The following is a 23,376-nucleotide window of genomic DNA, read 5'->3' on the forward strand; positions in this document are numbered from 1 at the left end:
GCGCGATCAGCGGGAGCGGAGGAGCCGCGCCACGGCGATCACTCCCGCCAGATCCCGCCGGATCGCGGGGATGAGCAGGACCGCTACCCCGTAGACCAGCGCCAGCGCCACGACGGCCGCCGCCACCTGGACCACTGTGCCCAGGGCGGCGGCCGTCGTGCATGCCGCCCAGGCGGCGCCGCCGCCGAGAATCGCGCAGGCGAGCACCCGGGCTGCGCCGGCGTACAGCCGTCCGATCGGGACATCCGTATTGCGTGCCAGCCACCACAATGAGATAGGCCATGACAGGGCAGGCGCGACGGCATAGGCGATCGCGACTCCGAGCACGCCTCCGAGCGAGCCGATGACGATGCAGACGACCTTGATCGCAGCGCTCACCAGCGAGTAGCGAAGCAGCGCACCGGTGAGACCGCGCGACACGTAGGCCCAGTAGCCGACGAAGGCGAGGATCTGGAAGATACCCGCGACCGCGAAGAGCCGCAGGATCGGCGCGGCCGCGCTCCATTTCGGGCCGAGGAGGAGCGAGGTCAACGGGTCGGAGGCGCCGGCGACGAGCGCCAGGCCGGTCACGATCGTGTAGCCGAGGGCGAGCTGACCGCGGGCGAGCCACTCGCCGAACCGTTCCTTCTCGTTCTGGAGCCGCGAGAAGAGCGGCAGCGCGACGGTGGTCAACGGGATGCGAACCTGGTTCAGGGGCGTCATCAGGAGCTGAAAGGCCCGGCTGTACACGCCCAGGGCGGCCGGGCCGAAGCGAGCACCGACGAGGACGTTGTCGATGTTGTTGCTGACGTAGCTGACCAACTGGGACGCGAGCATGTTCCAGCCGAAGGCGAGGAACGCGCCGACCGGCGCATCGCGTCGGGGGAGTCCCGGAAGCCAGCCCGCCGCGACGATCAGCACGACGAGCAGCACGAGTGCCTGGGTGAGCTGCTGCGCGACCAGCGCCCAGAATCCCCAGCCGGCGAGCGCGGAGACGATCGCGACGGCCAGGGCGACGGCCGGAGCGAGGATGTCGGCGGTCGCGACAGCGGAGAAGCGCATCCGTCGCACGAGATCGGCTCGGTACTGGGTGCCCAGCCCGTTGATCAGGAACGTGAAGGCCAGTGCGTGTGCGATCGGCACCAGGTCCGGTTGGCGGAACGCCAAGGCGATGAGTCCCGCTCCGCTGAAGACGATCGCCGTGAGGACCGCGCCGATCCCGGCGTTGATCCAGAACAGGTTGCCGCGCTGGCCGCGGCTGACGCTCGGCGCCTGGATGGAGGCGGACGAGAGCCCGAAGTCACGGAAGAGCTCGCCCACGCCGATGATGGCGACGACCATGGCGATCAGGCCGTAGTCGTGGGGGCTCAGCAGCCGCGCCAGGACGATGACGGAGGCGACCTGCACGACGACCTTGCCGCCCTGCGCGCCCAGGGTGACGGCCGCCCCGCGGACCGCCCGGCCGCCGAGGCCGCGCGTGTCTTCGGGGTCTGCAGCGTCATGCCGCCCGGGCCGCGAGCGCGGGGTGCGGATGGTCATGACCGCAGCCCGGCAGCGGCCCGGCGATCCCGGGCGCGTCGATAGGTTCCGCGCGCGACCCGCACCACCTCGCGCAGCCGCGGAAGTGCGAGGGCCAACAGCCCGAACCCCCGGTAGTGCGGGACGGGGTTCCCGGCGAGCCGCGCACCGGCGAGGCGTCCGGCCAGTGTGCTGCGACGGGTGGTCTGCAGGGGCTGGACGGCGGCCAGCTCGTCGAGGTCGATCGTGCTGACCGAGATGACTCCGGCCTCGATCGCACGCAGGACGATGTCGTAGCCGCGCTCGGTACGCGCGATGAGGGCGCTGCGGCCGTCGCCGTCGGCGAAAACCGGATACCCCTGTCCGTCCGACTCCCAGAAGTCTGCTGCCGTGATGTCGGCGCTCTCGCCGATTCCGTCCGGGCAGATCTTGCAGCGCCACTGGGTTGCAGGACCGAGGGCGGAGCCCCAGGACTCGTCGTAGCTCGCGTCGCTCGACGTCCCATCCGGGCGCTGGACCGTGAACCGTCCGGGCCAGCCGCGCCCGCGATACCAGAGGTCGCTCACGGGTGTCCCGGCCGGCGACCCGAGCTCCGCCGCCAGTCGGTCGGTCGCGTGCTGACTAGGTGTGCCGGCGCAGAAGAAGGAGAGGAGCACGGGATTGTCGTCCTGGCGCCCATCCGGGCGGGAGGTCAGCGCACGGATCGCACTGACCTCGCACGGCTTCCCGACCATGACCGTGCCGGGGAGCAGAGCCTCCGGACGGGAGGCGCTCGCCGTGGGTGCATAGCGGGAGCCGGCGGCCGCCAAGGCCTCCTCTCGGGAGAGGATGCTGACGCTCACGGTCCGGCGCGGCTCCTGCGTGTCGGCACGGGCTCCGACCATCCGGGCGGCCTGGCCGGTCTCGAGCATCCAGGCGGCGATCGCCGTGAGCGCGCCGCCGCTGCTTCCCCGGAACCGGACGTCGGTGTCGGTCGCCCACGCCATCCAGACCCGGAGGTAGGGGCCCATCGTCGGGTGCCGCCGGGTCGACGGGGGCCGCACCGCACGGACGGTGACGCCCGGGCACGCCTCCTCGAACCGGCGGACCACGTCCGGCCCCACGGGCGCGGCGTCGACCGGTGCCTGCGAGGAGTCCACCGGCTGGGAGTCCACCGGTACGGGCCGGAGGTTGCCCTCCTCGTCGAGGCGCATCCGGAGACCGGGGTCGAGGAGGGTGCACGCGCCGCATCCGCTGCAGTTTCCGGAGGCGACGACGCGGGCGACCGCAGCACGCAACGCGGCGGTCCGCGCGCCGGTCGCGTCGCTCGTGGAGGTTCGTATCGTGGCGGTCATGCGGCGACCCGATCGAGGCCGCGCGAGAGCGCTGCGACCGCGCCTTCGAGCCGGTCTGCCGTGACGTCCAGCACCCGGGCGGCGTCCGCTGCGAGGTGGGGGTCGGCGATCTGCGCGAGCACCTCCTCCACGGGGTCCGCGGCCGTCCGCAGATCGACCGAGCGCGTCCAGCCGAGGTCGGCGAGCAGGGGGCCGAACTTGCGGGAGTAGGCGAGCGGCACCGCGGGAGTCCCGGTCGAGAGCGCGTTCAGGCACGCATGCATGCGCGAGCCGAGCACCACATTCGCGGAGGCGACCGTCTGGCGGACATCCTCCAGCCCACCGGGCACGACGGTATCCAGCCGGTCCTTCCGCTCGGCGAGGAGCTCGGAGATGGCGTGGATGTCCGAGTCGGGGTTGTCGGATTCGAGGACATGGGCGAGCAGCGTCACCTCGCGCCCTTCCGCGGCCAGCCCGTCGAGCAGCCGGTGGATGGTCCGGCGGTAGCGCGAGCTGTCGACGTGCGGATTCGGGTGCCAGAGCAGTCCGGAGACGTTGAGGACGACATCCCGGCTCTTCTGCACCTCCGGGCGCGGGAGCGCGAAGACGACGTCTGTGGTGAGAACGTCGACCGGGCGGCCCAGAGCCCGGGCGGCGTCGGAGCTCTCGCTGTCGCGGGCCATCACCAGCTGCGATCGCCGGAGGCTGCGCCGGGCGAGAGCGCGGCCGGTCGCCGTCTGGAACGGTCCGATCGTCTGCGGCCCGAGGACGACGGGGACGCCCGACTGGGCCGCGAACTCGGCGACGGCCGACATGACGGCGAGTCGGCGGGTGCCGTAGATGTCGGCGAAGCTGTCGCCCGAGCGCGTGTCGATCACGAGGTCGAACCCGGCGAGCCAGCGCTGCATCCCCTTACGCCCGGTCACCCGCTCTGCGAGGAGCGAGCGGAGCCGGCCGATCGGCAGTTGTGGGGCGCGCATCCCGTAGTTCTGGAAGACGATCTCGCTCTGTGGATGCACACGTCTCAGGAGGGCCGCTGTCCCCGCGCCGAGCGCGCGCACGCCGAGATTCGGCGATGCGTCGTCGGCCCAGAGGATCAGTGTTCGCATCGGCGCTCCCGGGTCGGGTCGGTGGGACATCGGACGCAGGCGCCCAGCGCGCCCAAGTGAGACTTACTCATGTATCTTAGCCAGCGGACGCGCGGCGCGTGACCCCAATTGAGGGTGCGTGAGGCAACTGCCGCGGCGTGCCAGAGTGGACCGCATACCGGCCGGAGGGGGAGAGATGCGCGAGCTCGTCGTGCAGCAGTCCTTCCCTGACCCGCGCCCGACCACCAACCCGTACCTGATCATGCTGCGCGACGCCGTCGCCGCGCAGCCGGGTGTCGAGGTCCGCACGTTCACCTGGCGTCGAGCGCTGCTCGGCCGGTACGACGTCTTCCACGTCCACTGGCCGGAGATCCTGGTCTCGGGTCACAGCCCGCTCAAGAAGGCCGTGCGGCAGGTGCTCACCCTCGCGCTCGTCGCGAAGCTGCGGCTGACCAGGACGCCGATCGTGCGCACCGCCCACAACCTGGAGATCCCGGACGGGATCAGCAGGCGAGAGCGGGGGCTGCTGCGCTTGATCGACCGCTCCACCACTCTCCGCATCCGGCTGAATCCCCTCACTCCGGTGCCGGAGGGGTCGGCCGTCGAGACGATCGAGCACGGGCACTACCGCGAATGGTTCGCCCGCTACCCCAAGCATCCGGCCACTCAGGGACGGCTCGCCTACGTGGGGCTGGTCCGGCGCTACAAGGGCGTGGATGCGCTCATCGCCGCCTTCCGCTCAGCCTTCCGGTCGCCGCCGCCCGAGCCGCAAGCGACGCTGACCGTCTCGGGCAAGCCGTCCTCCGACGAGCTCGCCGGGCAGCTGCGCGAGGCAGCGCGCGGGGACGACCGCATCGCCCTCCACTTCGCCTTCCTCTCGGACGAGGAGCTGGTCGCCGCGGTCACCGAGGCGGAGCTCATCGTGCTGCCGTACCGCGAGATGCACAACTCCGGCGGCGCACTGTCGACCCTGTCCCTCGATCGTCCGGTGCTCGTACCGGACAACGAGGTGAACCGGATGCTCGGGGCAGAGGTCGGGGAGCTCTGGGTCCAGCGCTACCAGCCGCCGTTGACCGCGGCCGACCTCGAGCGCGCGCTCGCCGCTGTGGGGCAGCGCGACCCGGACGTTCGCCCGGACCTCCGCAGACGCGGCTGGGAGGAGACGGGCCGGCGCCACGTGGACGCTTACCGTCGCGCCATCGAGCTCAGCGGGCGCGGGACCGGACGAAGACGCCCCGGTTGACGACGCGCCCCGATTCGAGCGCCTCACCGAGGGATCGGACGCGGAGGCCCCTTGCCGCGGAGATGTCGAGGATCTCGGAGGCGAGCCGCAGACGGTCGACCTGCGGCTCCGGTCCGTCGTCGACCCCGTCGAGGGCGGACGCGAAGTTGTCGTGGGCGAGCAGGATCGCGCCCCGCCACGCTCCGGCCTGGGCTGCGGCGATGCGCTCGTCGTCCGTCAGCGCTGCAGCCCCATCCCGGACGGAGGTGCTCCAGATGACCGGCGTGAGCCCCGCATCCCGTACCGAGCGCCAGCCGGCGAACGTCAGGTGGCCGTAGGGCGGCCGGTACCAGCGCACCTCGCGGCCGATCGTGTCCTCGAGCTCGCGGCGGCCGTCATGCATCCGGCGGCGGAAGACGTCGGGTGCGATGGTCGCCGCATCGACGTGGTCGATGCCGTGCAGGGCGACCTCGTGACCGCCCTCCAGGAGCGCACGGGTGAGTGCGGGGTCGCGCCGCACGCGCGACAGGAGGACGAAGAAGGTGGCCGTCGCCGAGCGGGAGGCCAGTAGCTCGAGGAGGCGATCGGTCATGCCGGCGACCGGGCCGTCATCGTAGGTCAGGACGAGCTCGGGCGCGGAGGTGCGCACCGACACGACGGAGCCGACGGGCGCAAGCGCGAACCGGATGGTGTCGCGCCCGAAGCGACGAAGGTCCGCGCGACGCAGCCTCACGCGTCCGCCCCCGCGGCTTCGCCGGCGCGGCCGGTGCGCGCGTACTCCTGGTACACGACGCCGAACGCCCCGGACACCATCCCGCCGCCGCGCCAGACGGCGCGAGCGCCCCGGGCCTGATGGCGGAGCGATCCGGTGATCCGGCCCACGAGCCAACGGCCGGCGCCGCCGACCACGCGGACGCAGCCCCCGGCGACTGCCGAGACTCGCGCGAGAGCGCGGCGGAGGCGAGTCGGAGCGAGTCGGATGCGGATCGTGCTGGTCGAGTTGCCGTGACTCCAGGCCCGCTGCAGCACCCAACGACGCGTCATCCGCTCGGGCGGGACGACGTCGGTGATCGCCGACTCGTCGCACCACACCATCCGGTAGCCCCGGCCGTGGAGCTGCCGGCTGAACAACGTGTCCTCTCCGCCGCTCAGCCCCAGGTCGTCGGCGAACCGGACACCGGCCGCGGCCACCTGTTCGAGATCGAGCAGGAGGTTTCCGGCGGCCGCGACGTCGATGGGCGTCCCGGTGGGCATCCGGCGGCGGACGTAGAACGAGCCGGCGGCCAGCCATGGGTCGAGCTCGCCACGGAACTCGGCCACGACCCGGCCCGAGACGGCGGCGGGCCGGCCGGACGAGCTCCAGGTCTCGAGGAGGCGCACGAGCCAGCCGTCGTGCGGAAGCTCGTCGTCGTCGATGAAGGCGAGCAACCGGGTTCCGGCTTCGCTCAGCGCACGGTTCCGCACGGCCGAGATTCCGGGGTGGGACTCGACGACGGCACGTGCGCGGGCATCCGAAAGCGCATCCACGACGGCCTTGCCGCTGCCCTCCGGGTCGTTGTCGACGACGAGCACCGTGGTGGGATAGGGCGCGCCGGCCTCAGTGGCGTGGGCCAGCAGCATGGGCAGCAGCGCGCCGAGTTCGGCTGGACGGTGGAACGTCGGCACGGCTATCGTCACTGTCACCGGTTCCTCCGGTTGCACGGTCACCCCCTCACGTCAGAGCGGAAGTCTATGCCAGACCCGACCCGGGACACGTCGGCGGCGCGGCCCGAACCTACGCCGTCGTTCGCGGGCGAGGCGGTCGTCGTGGTCAATTACGGATCCTCGCGGCTCCTCGCGGAGAACCTCGCGCCGCTCTCCCGCGCAGCGACGGGCCTGCTGACGGTCGTGGTGGACAGCTTCAGCACGGACCCCGAACGCGAGGAGATCGTCGCGTTGTGCCGGCAGGAGGGCTGGATCGCCGTCCTTCCCGACCACAACCCCGGCTTCGGGGCCGGCATGAACGCCGGGGTCGCACGTGCCGCCGAGGCGGGCGCCGAGCGCATCCTGCTCCTCAACCCGGATGCCGTGATCGCGCCGACGGATGCCCGCGCACTGTTGGACGCGGTGATCGCCGACCCCGACGCCCTGGTCGCGCCGCGCATCCTTCGCCCGGACGGGTCGGTCTGGTCGGCCGGCGCCGACGTTTCCCTGGTGGATGGGCGGATGACGTCGGCGCGCCGGCGGCCGCAGCCACCCGAACGACGGGCCGAGCCGTGGCTCAGCGGCGCGTGCCTCTGCATGGCGCTGCCACTGTGGGAGCGCGCGGGCGGCTTCGGCGACGGCTACTTCCTCTACTGGGAGGATGTGGAGCTGTCGTTCCGGGTCCGCAGGGCCGGCGGCCGCCTGACGCTCCTCGACAGCGCGACTGTCACGCACGCCGAGGGAGGCACGCAGCAGCCGGGCGCGGAGAGCGCGGCGACTGCGAAGTCCGCGGGCTACTACTACTTCAACATCCGCAACCGGATGCTCTTCGCCGCGCTCAACCTGCCGGACGACGACCTCGCCCGGTGGCTGCGGACCTCGCCCCGCGTCGCCTGGGAGATCCTGCTGCAGGGCGGCCGTCGCCAGTTCCTCCACCCGGTCGCGCCGCTGCGGGCGGCCTGGCGGGGCTTGCGCGACGGACGGCGGATCGCCCGGGCCGAGCTCGCTGCACGGGCAGAAGGTCGTGGCCGTACGATGCAGGCGACGGCTCGAACCGAGGGGGAGCGATGAAAGTGCGTGGTCGCATACAGCGGTACGTGGAGCTTGCCCGCGGCGTCCTCCGAGGTCACCCCGGAGCGCGCCTCGCAGCCGGAGTCCGGCTGGGCGGACAGGGACGGTACGAGCTTGCGCGCGGCAGCATCATCCAGAAGGGCGCACGCCTCTGGGTGAAGGAGAACGCCACCCTCCGGCTCGAGAGGGGGAGTGCCATCGGCCCACGCTGCACGGTGAACGTCGCGTCGGGGCTGGTCGTGGGTGAGCGGACACGGATCTCTTGGGAGGTGCAGCTGCTCGATACCGACTTCCACCGGATCACGCGCCCGAACGGCGACGTGCTTCCCCATACGGCTCCTATCCGGATCGGGCGTCATGTTCTCGTGGGCACCGGGGCGATGATCCTGAAGGGCGTGACGATCGGGAATGGTGCGGTCGTGGCCGCCGGCTCGGTCGTGACCCGGGACGTGGAGGCCGGTGCGATCGTCGCAGGCAACCCCGCCAAGCGCCTCGGTGACGCCTCGGACTGGGAGTAAGCCAGCCTCTGACCCATGGCCCTCTGATGAGGGGGGCGACAGCTGAGGAATTCTCGCTTAGTCTGGTGATGCAACAGCGACCCGACCCCTGATGCGACCTGATAGCCGTTCCGTCCTCTCTCCCGAGGGAGGCTCGCGGAGACATCGTTGGCCGAGCCGCCGTGTATCCGAGAGAAGTGAGAGCGAGCATCCAATGGTCGATGGGGGAAGGCGCATCAGCGTCGCGCTCGTCGGTACGCGTGGCGTACCGGCGCGCTACGGGGGGTTCGAGACCTGCGTGGAGGAGGTCGGCACCCGGCTGGCGGCCTGGGGGCACGACGTCGTCGTCTACTGCCGCTCGGCGAAGACGGACGACCGACCGGCCGAGTACGAGGGGATGCGGCTGATCCACCGGGGCGCGATGCACCGGCGGAGCCTGGAGACCCTGAGCCACACCGGTCTCTCGGTCGCACATCTGCTCCGCCACCGGACGGATGCCGCCATCGTGTTCAACGCCGCCAATGCGCCCTACCTGCCCGCATTGCGTGCGGCGTGCATCCCCGTCGCCACCCACGTCGATGGACTGGAGTGGCGTCGCGCCAAGTGGGGACGCATGGGCCAGGCCTACTACCGCACCGCCGAATCCCTCGCGGTGCGCTGGTCCGATGCCCTCATCGCCGACGCGCAGGGGATCGCCGACTACTACCGCGACGAGTTCCGCGCGGAGACGCAGCTCATCGCCTATGGCGCGCCGGCGGTCACTCCGGGCGACGACCTCCTGGAGGGGGTCGGCCTGCAGGCCGGCGGCTACCACCTCGTCGTCGCGCGCTTCGAAGCCGAGAACCACGTGAACCTCATCGTCGAGGGCTACGTGCGCAGCCGGTCCACGAAGCCGCTCGTCGTCGTCGGGTCCGCGCCCTACGCGGAGGAGTACAGCCGGCGTGTGCGCAACGCTGCTGATGAGCGCGTGCGCTTCCTCGGCGGCGTGTGGGACCAGCGCCTCCTCGACCAGCTCTACGCCGGTGCGGCCACCTACCTGCACGGCCACTCGGTGGGCGGGACGAACCCCTCCCTGCTGCGCGCGCTCGGCGCGGGAACCGCCGTCATCGCCTACGACGTGTCGTTCAACCGCGAGGTGGCAGGCGCGGCCGCGGCGTACTTCTTGGACGCCTCCGGCGTGGCTTCGGCCATCGACACTGCGGACGCCGAGCCGGCCCTCCTGGAGCGGCGCCGCAGCGCAGCCGCCCGCCGTGCCACCGAATACGACTGGGACGATGTCGCCGACCGCTACGAGCAGCTCTGCCTCCGGCTCGCCGCGCACGAGCTGGTCCGGCCGGCTCGCCCCTGGGGCCGCCAGCGGACCGGAGCCGCGGGCCGTCAGGCCGCCGAGGAGCGTGCCGGGCGTATCCCGGGGCGCGGCACCGCCGGCGTCGAGGGTCGCATCCACGGAGCGGCACGATGAGCGGGCAGCGGGCGGAGTTCCCGGCCGGCATCCCGACCCCAGCCAGCGTTCCGTCGTCGGCCAGCATCCCGACCCCGTCCAGCGTCCCGTCGCCCGCGAGCGGCGAGACATTCGCCGACGCCCTGCGCCGCCTCCGCGCCGCACAGAAGCCCCCGGCGCGTTCGGCGCCCGCCTACTCGCGGTTCGTCAACCGGCGCATCGGACGGTACCTGGCCGCGTGGGCGTACCGCGCACGGTTCACCCCGAACGCGGTGACGGCCATCAGCGCCGTGTGGACCTTCGCCGCCATCCTGCTGCTGGTGCTGTTCCCACCATCGTGGCTGCTGGGCGTCCTCGTCGCGCTGCTCCTCCTCGTCGGCTACGCCTTCGACTCGGCCGACGGCCAGCTCTCTCGGCTCCTCGGCACCAGCAGCCCGGCCGGCGAGTGGCTCGACCACATGGTGGACGCGACCAAGGTGTCCACCATGCCTCTCGCGCTCGCCGTCGGTTTCTACCGCTTCCAGGTGGTCCCGGTCCCGTGGCTCCTCGTGCCGATCGCCTTCGCGATCGTCTCGGCCGTGCTGTTCTTCGGCATGATCCTGACCGAGCAGCTCCGGCGGCGGACGCAGGGATCGGTCCCCCTCGCCGAGGATGCCTCCGGACGGCCGTCCTGGCTGCGCGCCCTCGCCGTGCTGCCGATGGACTACGGGGTGCTGTGCCTGTCGTTCCTCACTCTCGGCGCGATCCCCGTCTTCGTCACCCTGTACACGCTGATCGCCGTCGCGACCACCGTGTTCCTGCTCCTCGCGGCGGTCAAGTGGTTCCGTGAGCTGCGCTCCTGGAGACCCGCCCAGGCGCACGAACAGCTGCCACCCGAGCAGGCACCAATCGACACCCCACCCGAACAGGCCCGACCAGAAGAGAAGGGGGACCTCCGATGACGAAGGTCGATCGTCCCGAACAGAACCCGGAACAGAACCCCCAGGAGCCGTCCAGACGGCGCCGCCGCATCCTGATCATCGTCGGGGCCGTGGTGGTCGCCGCCCTGCTCGCCGTCGCGATCTCCGTCGCGGCCGTCCGCGGCGCGCAGAACGCGGAGGCGAGGGCGGTCGGCACACCGGCCCCCTTCCAGCTGCCGACGCCCGACAAGAACTCCCCGCCGCCCCCTTCGGCCTCGCCGGCTCCGCAGTCCACCTCGTCGTCGAAGCCCCAGGCTCCGCCGAAGGTCGACCCCCGGTACGGTGCCCCCGTCGCAGCGGTCGTCTCCACAGGCACGACCGCGACCCTCGCCGGAGGGCTCACCGCGAAGCTTCACGTGGTGGACACGACGGCCAAAGCGGTCCGCGCCGGTGAGGTCGCCGGTCCCGCCATCACGGTGCAGGTCGTGCTGGCCAACCCGGGTGGCACCGACGTCTCCCTCGCGCAGGTCGCCGTGAACGCCTACTACGGCAAGACCTCCATCCCGGCCACCGAGCTCACCGACGGCGCCCAGCCGCTGCTCGGCACGCTCAAGGCGGGCGAGACCCGGACCGGCATCTACGTCTTCTCGATCCCCGACGGGCAGAGCAGCTCGGCCGTCGTCACCGTGACGGACGCCGCGGGAACGCCGATCACCGTCTTCAAGTGAGCCCATCATGATCCCCGCCACCGAGACCATCGCCGCCGCACTCAGCGGCACGGCGCTGGACACCACGCTGCTCGGCGTGGCGGGGATCGCCGTCGCCGTCGCCGCCTTCATCGTGCTGAGGCGGATGCCGCGGACGGCCGTCGGCGTGTGGACCGCGGTGCTCTGCTTCGTACCCGTCTGGATCGGCCTGAGCCTCGGCTTCAACGGCAATTACTACCTGCCGGCCGTCTCCGGCATGGCGGTCCTTGCGACCGTGGTGCTGCTGCCGGTGCACGGGTTCCGGTTCGGCGCCATGGACGGGCTGGTGGCCCTGCTCATCGTGTTCGCGTTCGCCTCCCTCATCACCGCGAACGCCGGCATCGCGGTCGGCTTCGCCTTCTCGCTGTTCACCTACTTCATCGCCGGCTACGTCTTCGGCCGGGTCGCCGGCCTGCGCGTGGACCCCTCGTGGATCTACGGGGCCGTGGCCATCGCCTTCACCGTCGTCAGCATCCTGGTCATCGTCGAGTTCCTGGCGCACTGGAACCCGTTCGTCACCATCCGCTCCGGGAACTCGATGTACGCGATCTGGGGCACCATCCAGGAGCGCGGCGGCGTCGCCCGGGCCGAAGGAGCATTCGGGCATTCGATCGCCCTCGGGTCGAGCCTCGCCATCGCCATCCCGCTGACCCTCGCGGCACGCTTCCCCCTCCTCGTGCGCGCCGGGATGGTGCTGCTGATGCTCAGCGCCACGGTGCTGACCTTCAGCCGGATCGGGATGATCGGCGCACTGCTGGGGCTCGTCCTCTCCATCGTGTTCATGCGGGATGCGATCTCCCGCCGCGCGCGCATCGTGCTCACCTCGGCGATCGCCATCGTCTCCGCACTGCTCTTCCCGCTCGTCGCCACCGTCTTCGACGATGCCGGAGCGGAGGCGACCGGCAGCGCGAACTACCGTGGCGACCTCCTCTCCCTGCTCGGCAGCATGAACGCCGTCGGCGTCGCCGGATCCGCGCAGAAGAATTCCACCGGGCAGGTCTACTTCGGCAACTTCCGCTCGATCGACAGCCAGCTCATCCTCACCGGGCTCTCGAGCGGGCTCATCGCGCTGGCCGTGGTCGTCGTCGCTCTCGGTGCCGGCATCGTCCTGGTCGTCACCCGCAGGGCGACTCCCGCGACGATCGCGGTGGTCGCGCAGATCCCGGCGCTCGCCACGGTCGCCCTGATCACGCAGTACTCCGTGTTCCTCTGGGTGGCGGTCGGTCTCGCCGCCACCACCCAGCATGTCCGCCCGGCCGCCGCCGAGGCGAACCTCCTGGTGTCGTTCGGCCGGTACCGCGCTGCGCGGCCCCCGGTCGTCGCGACTGCACCTCTGCCCGAAAGGAGCGCCCGCTGATGCCAGCGCCAGCCCGACACATCCCTCAGGCCCCGCCCACTGCCGAGGCCGGTTCGAGCACTCCATCCGCGGCCCAGCACCAGTTCGGTGCCGCGCTGAAACGGTTCTGGTACATCGTCGCCATCGGCGCGATCGCCGGACTGGTCGGCGGATGGGGCCTCGCGCAGGTCGCGACGCCCGTCTACACCGCCACCAGCAGCCTGTACTTCTCGCTGAACTTCGGCGGGTCGGCCAACGACCTCAACCAGGGCTCCACCTACACGCAGAATCAGATGCTCTCGTTCGCCCAGCTGGCCGAGTCGGCGCTCGTGCTGCAGCCCGTGATCGACCAGCTCGACCTGGAGACCACCCCGGCCGATCTGGGCGACTCCATCGCCGTGAGCACGCCGCAGAACACCGTCATCATGCAGCTCTCGGTCAGCAGCCCGGATGCGCAGCAGGCCGCCGACATCGCGAACGCCGTCGCCGCGACCCTCGGCAAGAAGGTCGAGGAGATCGCGCCGAAGAGCGTCGCGGGGGCCCCGACCGTGTCGGTGCGCACCATCCAGACCGCTGTGAAGCCGGACACCCCCTCGTCGCCGAACGTCCGGCTCAACCTGGTGGCGGGCTTCGTCATCGGCATCCTGCTCGGAGTCCTCGCGGTCGTGCTCCGCGAGCTGCTGGACACGCGCGTGCGCTCGGCGGAGATCGCGTCGCGTGTGACCGGCGTGCCGATGCTCGCCCAGATCCAGCGACTGCGGCGGAAGCTTCCGAGCCCGATCCTGCTCGCCGACCCGCTCTCCAGCGCGGCGGAGGGCTACCGCCGGCTGCGGTCGAGTCTCGAGTTCGTCAGCGTCGACTCCGACCGGCTGGCGTTCGTGGTGACCTCCTCCATCGAGGACGAGGGCAAGTCGCTCGTCTCCCTCAACCTGGCGCTGACGCTCACCGAAGGCGACCGCCGGGTGCTGCTCGTGGATGCGGACCTGCGCAGGCCGACGCTGGCCAATGCGACCGGCCTCCCGGGCGGCTCTGGTCTGACCTCCATCCTCGTCGGCCGGGTCGCCCTGGCCGATGCCGTCCAGCAGTGGAACGGCCTGGATGTCATCACCAGCGGCCCCATCCCGCCGAATCCGAGCGAGCTGCTCTCGTCGCGGGCCATGGCCGACTTCATCGCGCAGGTCTCGCACGACTACGACGTCGTCGTCTTCGACACTCCGCCGATGACGGCCGTGGTGGATGCGGCGATCGTCGCACGGTCGCTCGAGGGTGCGCTCGTCGTCGCCGACCGCACCCGCGTATCGCGCCAGCAGCTCGCCCAGACCATGGACCTCCTCGAGAAGTCCGGCGTGCGCATCCTCGGCCTGGTGCTGAACCGCGTCGCCCCCACCAAGAGCTCGAGCAGCTACTACCGCACGGCTGCCCCGGGCCCCCAGAGCCGGTGGCGCCGGCTGACGATGCGTCGGGCTCGTCAGTCGGTGCTGCCTCTGCCCCTCCCGCCCCTGCCCGCCCAGCCCTCGGAGGATGAGGAGCTCGCCCGCGTCCCCGAGGACGCCGTCGACGACGCCCCCCTCGACGACGAGTTCGACGAGGACCTCAGCCTCGCCGAGGCGGACGCCGACGCCGAGGACGCCGCCGACGCCTCCGCCGACGCCGGCTCCGACATGGACACCGAGGACTTCGAGCTGGCCAACACGGGCGGAACCCCGGAGGCGAAGCCGGGCCGCTGACGACGAACGCCGTCCCCTATTGAAGGAGATTCGAACCAATACCGTTCGAATCTCCTTCAGTACTGCCATTCGAAGGAGATTCGACACCCGATCTCCTTCGATAGCCCCGGCAGGCGACGATACCCAGGCCGGAGCGGCCCCTCGGCTTCCGCTCTCGCCGACTCCCGTCGTCCGCAGTCATCGCCCGGGCGAGAGTCCGCCAGCGGAGGAGACTCGCACGAATTCCGTTCGAATCTCCTTCAGTACTGCCATTCGAAGGAGATTCGACACCGGATCTCCTTCGATAGCCCCGCCGAGACGCTCTGCAGCAGCCCGACGCCGGACCGGCCCGGCGGGCCGGCAAGCCGCGACCTCGACCCGGCCGCCCTCACCTCCGGGCCGCCTCCCGCACAATGCCCGCGATCCGCTCCCGGTACCCTGCGACGCCGTGGCGGCGCTCCGCCTCGTCGGCGTCGCCGCCGACCGCCTCCAGCGTCGTGTCCCAGTCGTGGATGGTCAGCTCCAGCGCATCCGCAAGTGCGGCCGCATCGTCCGGCCGGACGGTCACCGCCGTGCGGTACCCCGCCGTCGCCTCCAGAAGTCCGCTGGTCGCACTGGCGATCACCGGCCGACCGGCCAGCAACGCCTCCACCGCCGTGTTGCCGAACGGCTCGTCCACCCGGGACGGCACCACGACGACGTCGCCGTCGCCCACGATGTCCCAGACGCACGGCTGGAAGCCGTGGAAGCGGACGCTGCCGACCAGGTCCTTCGATCCGACCGAGGCTGCCAGCTCCCGCTGGTACCACTCGTAGCCGGGGAAGACCGAGCCCACCACGTTGAGCTGGGCGCTGATGCCGCGGTCGCGGAGGCGTCCGACTGCGTCGATCGCCACATCCACTCCTTTGCGCGGTGAGAGCCGTCCGATGTAGGTCACGCGCAGCGGCCCGGCGATGAACTCCCGTGGAGGTGTCCGGCGGTCCGGCCCGGGCACGGCGTTGTAGACGACTTCGGCCCGGCGGCCCAGCCGGGTGAAGGAACTCGAGAGGACACTCGCGCTGAACCTGCTGTTCACCAGCAGGACCCGCGAGAGGAAGAGGGGGAGGGCCAGGAGCCGCCGCACTGCCCGGGAGGCGCTCGCCTCGCCCTCGTGCACATGGGTCAGCACCGGAACGCCCGCCGCACGGGCGAGCAGCGGCCACAGCGGAACGGTGATCGTGTTGACGTAGACGAGAGCGGGTCGCTCCCGGCGCAGCAGCGCGGTGCCGCGAACGATGGATGCTGCGGAGGTGCGCAGGAACCGGGCGAACCCTCGAGGGGTGAGGACGCTCTTGCGGAGCACCGGGCTGGGGCACAACTCGACGGACGCTCCGCGTGCCTGCAGCTCGGCGACCAGCGGTCCGTCCGTCGGGACCGTGACGACGACACGCCAGCCGTCGTCGACCAGACCGCTCACGCTCTCCAGCATCACCCGGTCGGAGCCGTAGAGCTCCGGGCTGGGATGCGCGACGAGAACGGTGTGCGAAGGTCGGCGACGGCTGGCGTGTGTCATCCTCGGATGCCCCTACTGAGCAGGCGTCACGACGAAGTTGTCGAACTTCGTGGTGAGCGGCACGTCAGTCGCGGTACCCGAGAGGTAGGCGCGGAGGCCCACGACGCCGGCTGCCTGCAGGGCGGCGGTACTGTCCGTCACCGATGCCTGCCAGGTGGCCGGCTCGGTGGCGCCCACCTTCCAGACCCGGGCCCGGATGGTGGTCGGCGAGGTGCCGAAGACCTGGACGCGGACCTGGTACTGGGTGCCCGGAGCGTAGGTGAGGCCGGAGATGTTCACCAGCTGGAGGGCGGTCGAACCCTGGAGCAGCTGAAGCTGTGCCAGGTTGCTCGACTGGAACCAGACGCGGGCGGAGTACTCGGACGTGCCCACCACCCTGCCGAGGGCGGAGACGAAGATCCCGCCGCCGGTCGCGGTGCGGTCCGTCGTGAACTGAACCGTGGTGTCCGTGTTGCTGCTGGACACCGTGTTCAGCAGCTGCGTCTTCGTGGATCCGGCTGCACCGACGATCTGGCCGGTACCGCTTCCCACCGAGTACGCCGTCGCCGAACCGGCTCCGGTCCACGCTCCGCCGAGGTCCGCGCTGCCCCAGCCGCTGGCCGAGGTGCGCTCGAACGTGTCGGAGGCGATCGCTGCGGGCGGCGGTGCCGTCACGGTCACGGACTTCGTGGCGGCGTTGGTTCCGCCGCGGTTGTCCGTCACCGTGAGCGTCACCGTGTAGGTGCCGCCCGAGGCGTAGGCGTGGCTGGCCGTCGCCGTCGTCGCCGTGGCGCCGTCACCGAAGTCCCAGGCGTAGCCGGCGATAGTGCCGTCCGGGTCGCTGGATCCGCTGCCGTCCACGTTGACCGTCAGCCCGTTCGTCGAGGCCGTGAAGCTGGCCACCGGCGGCTGGTTCGGCGCGAGGGTGGTGGTCACTGGGTTCTGCGCCGGCGTTCCGGCCAGGCCCTGGTCGTCCGTCACCGTCAGCTTCACCGTGAAGGTCCCGGCGCTGCCGTAGGTGTGCGTCGGGTTCACCCCGGTTCCCGTCGTCCCGTCACCGAAGTCCCAGGCGTAGGAGGCGACCGTCCCGTCCGGATCGGACGACGCGGAAGCGTCGAACGAGGCGGTCAGGTTGGACACGCTGGAGGTGAACGACGCGACCGGCGGCTGGTTGGCGACGACCGTGACCTGCTTGGATGCGGTGTTGGTCGACCCCTGGTTGTCGGTCACGGTGAGGGCCACCGTGTAGGTGCCCCCGGCAGCGTAGGTGTGGCTGGCGGTCGCCGTGCTGGCGGTCGCGCCGTCACCGAAGTCCCACGCGTAGGAGGCGATGGTCCCGTCCGGGTCGTTCGAGGCGGTGCCGTCCACGTTCACGGTCAGGCTGTTCTGCGTGGTCGTGAACGAGGCGGTCGGCGTCTGGTTGGGCAGGGTCCCGGTGGTGGCCAGCGAGTAGTGGTTGGCCACCTGCTGTGCCGTCAGCTCACTCGGGTAGATCGCCGCCTCATCCAGGGTCCCGTTGAAGTACGCGCTCGTCGAGCCCCAGGTGTTGTCGCCGCCGATCCGCCAGTAGCCGTTGTATGCCTGAGCGGCGGTCTGCGGGTTGGTGCCCACGAGCTGGCCGTCCACGTACAGGCTCATGCCGTCCGGGCCCTGCACCCCGACCACCTGATGCCACTGGTTGTTGTTCAGTGCCGTGGGCGAGGTGATGGTGTTGGCCTGGCCGGTCCAGACGCCGAACACCAGGCGCCCGTCATTCTGCATGTAGATGTGGCGGTCGTAGCTGCTCGACAGGCCGGTCTGCTGATCGCCGAACCCGATCAGCTTCCCGCCCTGCGTCGTGGACGTCTTGAACCAGATCTCCTCGGTGTAGACGGTCGGGTTCGCGAACTGCTGGTTGCTGGAGACGAGGCTTCCGCCGCTGCCGTGCAGAGGCGTGTTGAACTTCACCGCCTTGTCGGTCGCGGAGAGGACGCCCTGCTGGCCCTTCGTCGTCGCGGTGCCCGAGTAGGTGCCGTTGTTGCTGTAGGCGTCGGCGCTGAACGCGGTGGAGCCGCTGGTCTCATCCAGCCGCCAGTAGATGTCCGGGTTCGCGTTGTACACCGCCGCTCCGTAGGCATCGCTGGGAGCCGCCTGAAGCGGGGACGGGCGACCGGAGGCGACGTACTGGTTCACGACCGTGGTCCGGTCGAGCACCGTCGGGTAGAGGGAGACCTGCCCGATGTTGCCGGCGAAAAAGTCGCTGCTCGGCCGGTTCGGCCAGCCGCCCAGGTTGTCACCGCCGATCCGCCAGTAGCCGGAGTAGCTCTGAGCGCTCGTCACATCGGTGCGCGAGCCCACCTGCTTCCCGTCGAGGTACAGCCGCATGCCGTTCGCACCGAGCGACGCGGTCACCTGGTGCCACTGGCCGTCGTTGAATCCAGTGCCGCTGTTCAGCGTCTGCACGCCTCCCGGGTAGACGCCGAACCAGATCCGGCCGCTGTTGTCCATGTAGACATGGCGGTCGTAGCTGCCCGAGGTCGTCGAGGTGTTGGAGTTGCCGAAGCCGATGATCTTGCCTCCACTGGTCGACGTCGTGTTGAACCAGGCCGAGACCGTGAAGGTGTTCGGACCGGTGATCGACGACGGCGTCACAGCGAACCCGGTGGATGCGCCGCTGAACGTGGATGCGGTGCTCCCGCTGATCGGGCCGGCCACGCCGTTGCGCGTGACGCCCGCCTGCAGCTGCAGGTCACTGAATCCGACGTGGTCATAGCCGATGGCTCCGCTCGCCTCGTCCAGCGGCCAGTACGAGCTGGCGCCGGCGTTCGTCACCGAGTCGGCGTACGGTCCTCCGCTATCGGTGGATGCGATCGTCACCGTGTTGCCGAGGCGCGAGATCTGGTTGCCGTCGGGGTCGGTCACGTACACGCGGTACGAATGGGTGGATCCCGGAGCGAGGCCTGTGTCGATGAAGCCCATCGACGGCCGGGTCCAGAAGTTGGAGATCAGTGTGGTCTGGTACACGGGGCTCGCGTTGTTGCCGTCGCGGACCACCTTGTAGCTGAGGTTCACGTTGTCCTGGTCGTAGGTCGCCGTCCAGGAGACGCGCGCCTGTCCCGTCTTGAAGGAGACGGCGTTCGGCACGAGCGAGGTGTTCACGTTCGGGCCGAGCTTGCTCTTGACCACGTTGTCCATCGCGTAGCGGACGAGACCGTACTGCGCCACGCCGTTCACGTACGGGAACTCGCCGCCGGCCACCAGGTAGTTGCCGTTGCCGGCTACGGACCAGGCCGCCTGCCCCTGGCCCGTGAAGGAGCCGGTGACGTACTGCGGGAACCAGTTGAGGAGGGTCGGCGAGGGCTGGCCGGTGAAGTTCGCGTAGGCGCCGTCACCGTTGTTCGTCAGCGTGCCGGTCTGCGCCTGCGAGAACGCGATGGTGTGGTGGTACGTCCACGGGTTGGTCTGCGGGAAGCCGCCGACGTTTCCGCAGTAGTGCGGGTGCCCCGCAACGTACAGAGCGTTGTTCATGGGCCAGATGGAGTACGTGTCGCCGTGGCAGTCCTCCATCCAGATCAGGTTTCCGGTGCTCGGGTCGGCCGAGAAGCTGCCCTCCAGGTTGCCGCCGGTGCCGAAGACGTAGCCGGAGCCGTAGACCCGGTCGTTCGTGGCGACCAGGGCGGTGATCCCCGCTTGGTCGCCTGCGTCGCGGACCACCGAGTTGGCGCCGAACGGCTGGAACGCGCCGGTGGTGCCGTCGAACATGGCAAGGCCATACGCCGGGTTCGAGCCGTTCACGTTCTGGAAGCGGCCACCTGCGTACACCTTGGTGGTGTCCGGGCTGACCGCGAGCGCGTCGACGACGTAGTCGGCGCTTGCGGCCCAGGTCGTGTTCAGCGATCCGTCGGAGGCGTTGATCTTGGCGATGTATCCGGTCGCCGTCCCGTTCACGGACGAGAACGTCCCGCCTGCGTACACGGCGGTGTTCGTCGCGGCGAGCGCGCGGACCTCGCTCTCCATGATCGGCCGGAAGGAGCTGATCACTTGGCCGGTCGCGGTGCTGATGGCCACGATGCGGTAGTAGTTGCCGCCGCCGGCCGTAGTGAAGTCACCGCCGACGTAGATGCGCGATCCGTCCGGCGAGGCGGTGATCGCCAGCGCCTGTGCGTTCAGCGGCACGTTGAAGCCGGTGATCAGGTTGCCCGTGGTGATGTCGTACGCGAGGAGGTTGCTGCGGGGCGTCGTGTTCGTCCCTGCCGCTGCTCCCGCGGGGCGGGCCGTGGTGAACTTGCCCGCCACGTACACGGTGTTGCCCACGACGACCTGCGCCCACGCGACTCCATCGATCTGCGTGGTGGGGAGGACGTCGGCGCTCACCGTCGGTGGCGACGCGGGATTCGTCGGATCCGGTGGAGCCGTGTCCGCGAGGGCGGGCTGGGCGAGTGCGAGGCCGCCGAAGACGAGACCGATCGCCGTGAGGACGGCGGTCAGGATGCCCAGGGAACGAGAGCGAGGGCGGGGTGATGTGCTCATGACAACCTCGGTGTCTGTGTGGTCGGGATGGGGCTGGTCGGGTTGGAGCCGGTGCTGCTGGTGGTGCGGGTGGTGCTGCTGTTGCTGGTGGTGCTTCCGGGGGCGCATCAGTACGCCCCGACGGGATGTGCCATCACCTTGACGGTGCGCCACATGATGACGAGGTCGCCGGTCAGCGACCAGTTCTCGACGTAGTAGAGGTCCAGGCGGACGCTCTCCTCCCACGAGAGGTCGGATCGGCCGTTCACCTGCCACATCCCGGTGAGGCCGGGCTTGATGTAGAGGCGGCGGCGGACATGGTTCTCGTATCCCTCGACTTCGGAGGGAAGCGGTGGTCGCGGGCCTACCAGGCTCATGTCGCCCAGGAAGACGTTCACGAACTGCGGGAGCTCATCGAGCGAGAACTTGCGCAGGAAGTGGCCGACCCGGGTCACCCGCGGGTCGTGCTTCAGCTTGAACAGCGGTCCCTGGCCTTCGTTCTCCGCCTGCAGCTCGGCGAGGCGCGCCTCGGCATCGAGGACCATCGAGCGGAACTTGAACATGGTGAACCGCTCGCCGTTGCGGCCGACGCGCTCCTGCGTGAAGATCACGGGTCCGTTGTCGTCGAGCTTCACCGCCAGCGCGATCGCCACGAAGAGCGGAGAGAGGACGAAGAGGGCGAGGGCGGAGGCGAAGAAGTCGAACGCGCGCTTCAGGACGTGCTTTCCGCCTTCGAACTGCGGGATCTCGACGTGGATGAGCGGGAGCCCCTCCACCGGACGGAAGTGGATGCGGGGGCCGGCCACGTCGGTGAGCGGCGACGCGAGCACGAGCTCGGTCGCCGTCCCTTCCAGCTCCCAGGCCAGCTTCTTCACGAAGTCGGCGCCGCTGAGGGCGCGTCCGGCGACGATCACGGTGTCCGCGCCCAGGCGCGCGGCGGCAGCCGCCGCCCCGGCCAGGTCGGAGACGATCGGCACCTCGCGCCCGGGTGCTGCAAGATGGCGCTGAAGTTCCGCGTCCTTCTTCGCACCCTTCCGCCTCCCGGTGTCGAGGGCGGCACCCACGACGTTGTAGGCCGCCCCCGACTTCTGGTGGATCTGACGGACGACGTAGTCGACGTCGTCGAAGCGTCCCACCACGAGGGCGCGCGAGAGGTAGTGGTCGAAGGTCCGCTGCCGGATGAGCCAATGCCGCCACAGCCAGCGGGAGAACAGCACGCCGCCCATCCCGGCGGGCAGGGCGACGACGAAATAGCCGCGCGCGATGTCGATCTTGGCGACGAGGAAGAGGATGGCCAGGAGGCCGAAGGTCGTCGCGGTCGCCGACACCACCCTCCGGTACTCGGAGACGCCCATCCCGACCACCCGGGGATCGCGCGTGTGATAGACGGTGAGGGTGAACATCCACGTGGCGGCGATGATCAGCGACAGGTACGCGTACTCGATGCGGAATCCCGTGGAGGGGGTCTCCGCGTCATCCAGGCCGAAACGGAGGAAGACCGCACCGATCGTCGCGACGAGGATGATGGCCGTATCGGTCGCCAGCAGCCGGAAGCGGTAGAGACGCGCCCACGCGCGGCCGGACATGAGGTCGCCGAGCGCTGTGGTGGCGCCGGGTGCGAAGAGACGCGGGCGGATGACGGTCATGCCATCACCTCCGCGGTGTCGATCCCACGTCCGGGTCCAGCTGGGGAGCCGACGACGGCTGGGGGGAAACCGTGGTCTCGAACGGCTTCACCGCCGCCGGCTCCGCTCGTGGGGTGCTCTCCGTGGATCCGCGCGTGCCGGGCGCTCCCCGGTCGGTTGGGGTTGAGTGCGGGAAGCGCTCGGCACGGCGGAAAGGGGTACACGGATCTCACCTGCGGGTCGGGTTGGTGCTCTTCGGGTGGTGTGAACGGTGAGTTCGAGGTCCCGTAAAGTGACTGTTCCTCACGTATTCACAAAGGTGAGAATACATCGTTTTCACAGCTTCCCGACACCCGCATTTGGGGGTGAATATTGCTCATTTTCGCAGGATTCGGGTGATCCGTGTGCTTTCGGCCGTACATCGACTGGTGTCGGAGGTCGCGCCTAAGCTGGCAGCATGTGCGGCAGGTTCGCGATGGACGACAACGTCAACGACGAGATCACCGAGTTCGTCGAGCGGACCGGTCGGCGGCCGGAGGAGTGGCGAGCCGACTGGGAGGCGGACTACAACATCGCGCCGACCGACGACATCCCGGTGCTGATCGACTCGGAGAAGACGCGGGAGCTGCGGTTCGAGCGGGCGCACTGGTCGCTGGTGCCGTCGTGGTCGGAGACGCTGAAGCCCAAGTTCCCGACCTTCAACGCCCGCGCCGAGGACATCGCCCAGAAGTCCACCTGGCGCAAGCCCGTCCAGTCGCACCGCGCCATCGTCCTCGCCCGGGGCTACTACGAGTGGCAGGGTCCGAAGGGACACAAGACCCCCTACTTCATCCGTTACCCGGACGGTCAGCTGATGGGATTCGCCGGCCTCTACTCCTGGTGGCGCGACCGCAGCAAAGCCGACGACGACCCCGAACGCTGGGTGCTGACCGCGACCATCCTCACCTCCGACGCCGTGCAGACCCTCGCGGACATCCACGACCGCAACCCCGTCATCCTGCCCGAGGAGCTCTGGCAGCACTGGATCGACCCCTCGATCGTCGGCGATCAAGAGCTCGTCGACGAAGCGGTCCGCGCCGGCATCGCGGAAGCGGAGACTCTGCGCTTCGATCAGGTGGCGCCGTTCAAGACGGAGGACGACGGCCCGCACCTCATCCAGCCGGTCGCATAACCGTCCGGCTCTCGGTCAGCGGGTCTCGGGTGCTCGGGACAGCGTCGGTCGGTCAGCGGGTC

The 23,376-nt window shown here is 70.2% G+C and carries 17 protein-coding genes; 9 read left to right on the forward strand and 8 right to left on the reverse strand.

The window, feature by feature from the left end; translation table 11 throughout:
- Positions 1–6: 6 nt before the first annotated feature.
- Genes ACPYOG_RS02850 through ACPYOG_RS02860 form a run of 3 tightly spaced genes read right to left on the reverse strand, consistent with a single transcriptional unit; the run spans position 7 to position 3,919 of the window.
- Positions 7–1,518, reverse strand: coding sequence for a lipopolysaccharide biosynthesis protein (locus ACPYOG_RS02850; protein ID WP_481292746.1), 1,512 nt, complete (start codon positions 1,516–1,518; stop codon positions 7–9).
- A complete protein-coding gene (locus ACPYOG_RS02855) occupies positions 1,515–2,831 on the reverse strand; it encodes a Coenzyme F420 hydrogenase/dehydrogenase, beta subunit C-terminal domain (RefSeq protein ID WP_481292747.1) in 1,317 nt (438 codons plus the stop codon). Before ACPYOG_RS02855 ends, ACPYOG_RS02850 begins: the two co-directional genes overlap by 4 nt.
- Entirely contained in the window at positions 2,828–3,919 is a 1,092-nt protein-coding gene (locus ACPYOG_RS02860; RefSeq protein WP_481292748.1) for a polysaccharide pyruvyl transferase family protein, read from the reverse strand. The genes ACPYOG_RS02855 and ACPYOG_RS02860 overlap by 4 nt, the downstream gene beginning before the upstream one ends.
- 175 nt (positions 3,920–4,094) lie before the next feature.
- On the opposite strand from ACPYOG_RS02860, the gene ACPYOG_RS02865 reads away from it, so the two are divergent.
- On the forward strand, positions 4,095–5,141 hold the full coding sequence (locus tag ACPYOG_RS02865) for a glycosyltransferase family protein (RefSeq protein WP_481292749.1): 1,047 nt from the start codon (positions 4,095–4,097) through the stop codon (positions 5,139–5,141).
- Here the strand turns inward: ACPYOG_RS02865 and ACPYOG_RS02870 are convergent.
- Positions 5,104–5,853, reverse strand: a complete 750-nt coding sequence (locus tag ACPYOG_RS02870; RefSeq protein ID WP_481292750.1) for a polysaccharide deacetylase family protein — start codon at positions 5,851–5,853, stop codon at positions 5,104–5,106. The genes ACPYOG_RS02865 and ACPYOG_RS02870 overlap by 38 nt on opposite strands.
- Positions 5,850–6,803: a glycosyltransferase family 2 protein gene (locus ACPYOG_RS02875; RefSeq protein WP_481292751.1), complete on the reverse strand. Its 954-nt coding sequence runs from the start codon at positions 6,801–6,803 to the stop codon at positions 5,850–5,852. Before ACPYOG_RS02875 ends, ACPYOG_RS02870 begins: the two co-directional genes overlap by 4 nt.
- Positions 6,804–6,851: 48 nt before the next feature.
- Between ACPYOG_RS02875 and ACPYOG_RS02880 the strand changes: the two genes are divergently transcribed.
- The 7 genes from ACPYOG_RS02880 (at position 6,852) to ACPYOG_RS02910 (ending at position 14,520) form a co-directional block, all read left to right on the forward strand.
- Positions 6,852–7,874, forward strand: coding sequence for a glycosyltransferase (locus ACPYOG_RS02880; RefSeq protein ID WP_481292752.1), 1,023 nt, complete (start codon positions 6,852–6,854; stop codon positions 7,872–7,874).
- 26 nt (positions 7,875–7,900) lie between these two features.
- On the forward strand, positions 7,901–8,392 hold the full coding sequence (locus ACPYOG_RS02885) for an acyltransferase (RefSeq protein WP_481292753.1): 492 nt from the start codon (positions 7,901–7,903) through the stop codon (positions 8,390–8,392).
- Between the two features lie 193 nt (positions 8,393–8,585).
- Positions 8,586–9,833 (forward strand): DUF1972 domain-containing protein, encoded by a 1,248-nt coding sequence (locus ACPYOG_RS02890; RefSeq protein WP_481292754.1) that lies wholly within the window; start codon positions 8,586–8,588, stop codon positions 9,831–9,833.
- A complete protein-coding gene (locus ACPYOG_RS02895; protein ID WP_481292755.1) occupies positions 9,830–10,753 on the forward strand; it encodes a CDP-alcohol phosphatidyltransferase family protein in 924 nt (307 codons plus the stop codon). Before ACPYOG_RS02890 ends, ACPYOG_RS02895 begins: the two co-directional genes overlap by 4 nt.
- Complete coding sequence (locus ACPYOG_RS02900) at positions 10,750–11,439, forward strand: hypothetical protein (RefSeq protein WP_481292756.1); 690 nt, start codon at positions 10,750–10,752, stop codon at positions 11,437–11,439. Before ACPYOG_RS02895 ends, ACPYOG_RS02900 begins: the two co-directional genes overlap by 4 nt.
- Before the next feature lie 7 nt (positions 11,440–11,446).
- Entirely contained in the window at positions 11,447–12,814 is a 1,368-nt protein-coding gene (locus ACPYOG_RS02905) for a hypothetical protein (RefSeq protein ID WP_481292757.1), read from the forward strand.
- Positions 12,814–14,520: a tyrosine-protein kinase domain-containing protein gene (locus ACPYOG_RS02910; protein ID WP_481292758.1), complete on the forward strand. Its 1,707-nt coding sequence runs from the start codon at positions 12,814–12,816 to the stop codon at positions 14,518–14,520. Before ACPYOG_RS02905 ends, ACPYOG_RS02910 begins: the two co-directional genes overlap by 1 nt.
- A 367-nt stretch (positions 14,521–14,887) precedes the next feature.
- Here the strand turns inward: ACPYOG_RS02910 and ACPYOG_RS02915 are convergent, their stop codons facing one another.
- The 3 genes from ACPYOG_RS02915 to ACPYOG_RS02925 all read right to left on the reverse strand — a co-directional run bounded on the left by ACPYOG_RS02915 (position 14,888) and on the right by ACPYOG_RS02925 (position 22,164).
- Positions 14,888–16,051: a glycosyltransferase gene (locus ACPYOG_RS02915; protein WP_481292759.1), complete on the reverse strand. Its 1,164-nt coding sequence runs from the start codon at positions 16,049–16,051 to the stop codon at positions 14,888–14,890.
- 12 nt (positions 16,052–16,063) lie between these two features.
- Complete coding sequence (locus ACPYOG_RS02920) at positions 16,064–20,539, reverse strand: PKD domain-containing protein (protein WP_481292760.1); 4,476 nt, start codon at positions 20,537–20,539, stop codon at positions 16,064–16,066.
- A gap of 107 nt (positions 20,540–20,646) precedes the next feature.
- A complete protein-coding gene (locus ACPYOG_RS02925) occupies positions 20,647–22,164 on the reverse strand; it encodes a sugar transferase (RefSeq protein WP_481292761.1) in 1,518 nt (505 codons plus the stop codon).
- A 436-nt stretch (positions 22,165–22,600) separates the two neighbouring features.
- On the opposite strand from ACPYOG_RS02925, the gene ACPYOG_RS02930 reads away from it, so the two are divergent.
- Complete coding sequence (locus ACPYOG_RS02930) at positions 22,601–23,314, forward strand: SOS response-associated peptidase (RefSeq protein ID WP_481292762.1); 714 nt, start codon at positions 22,601–22,603, stop codon at positions 23,312–23,314.
- Positions 23,315–23,376 lie beyond the last annotated feature (62 nt).

The organism is Leifsonia sp. HAY1-4F, from assembly GCF_056755275.1.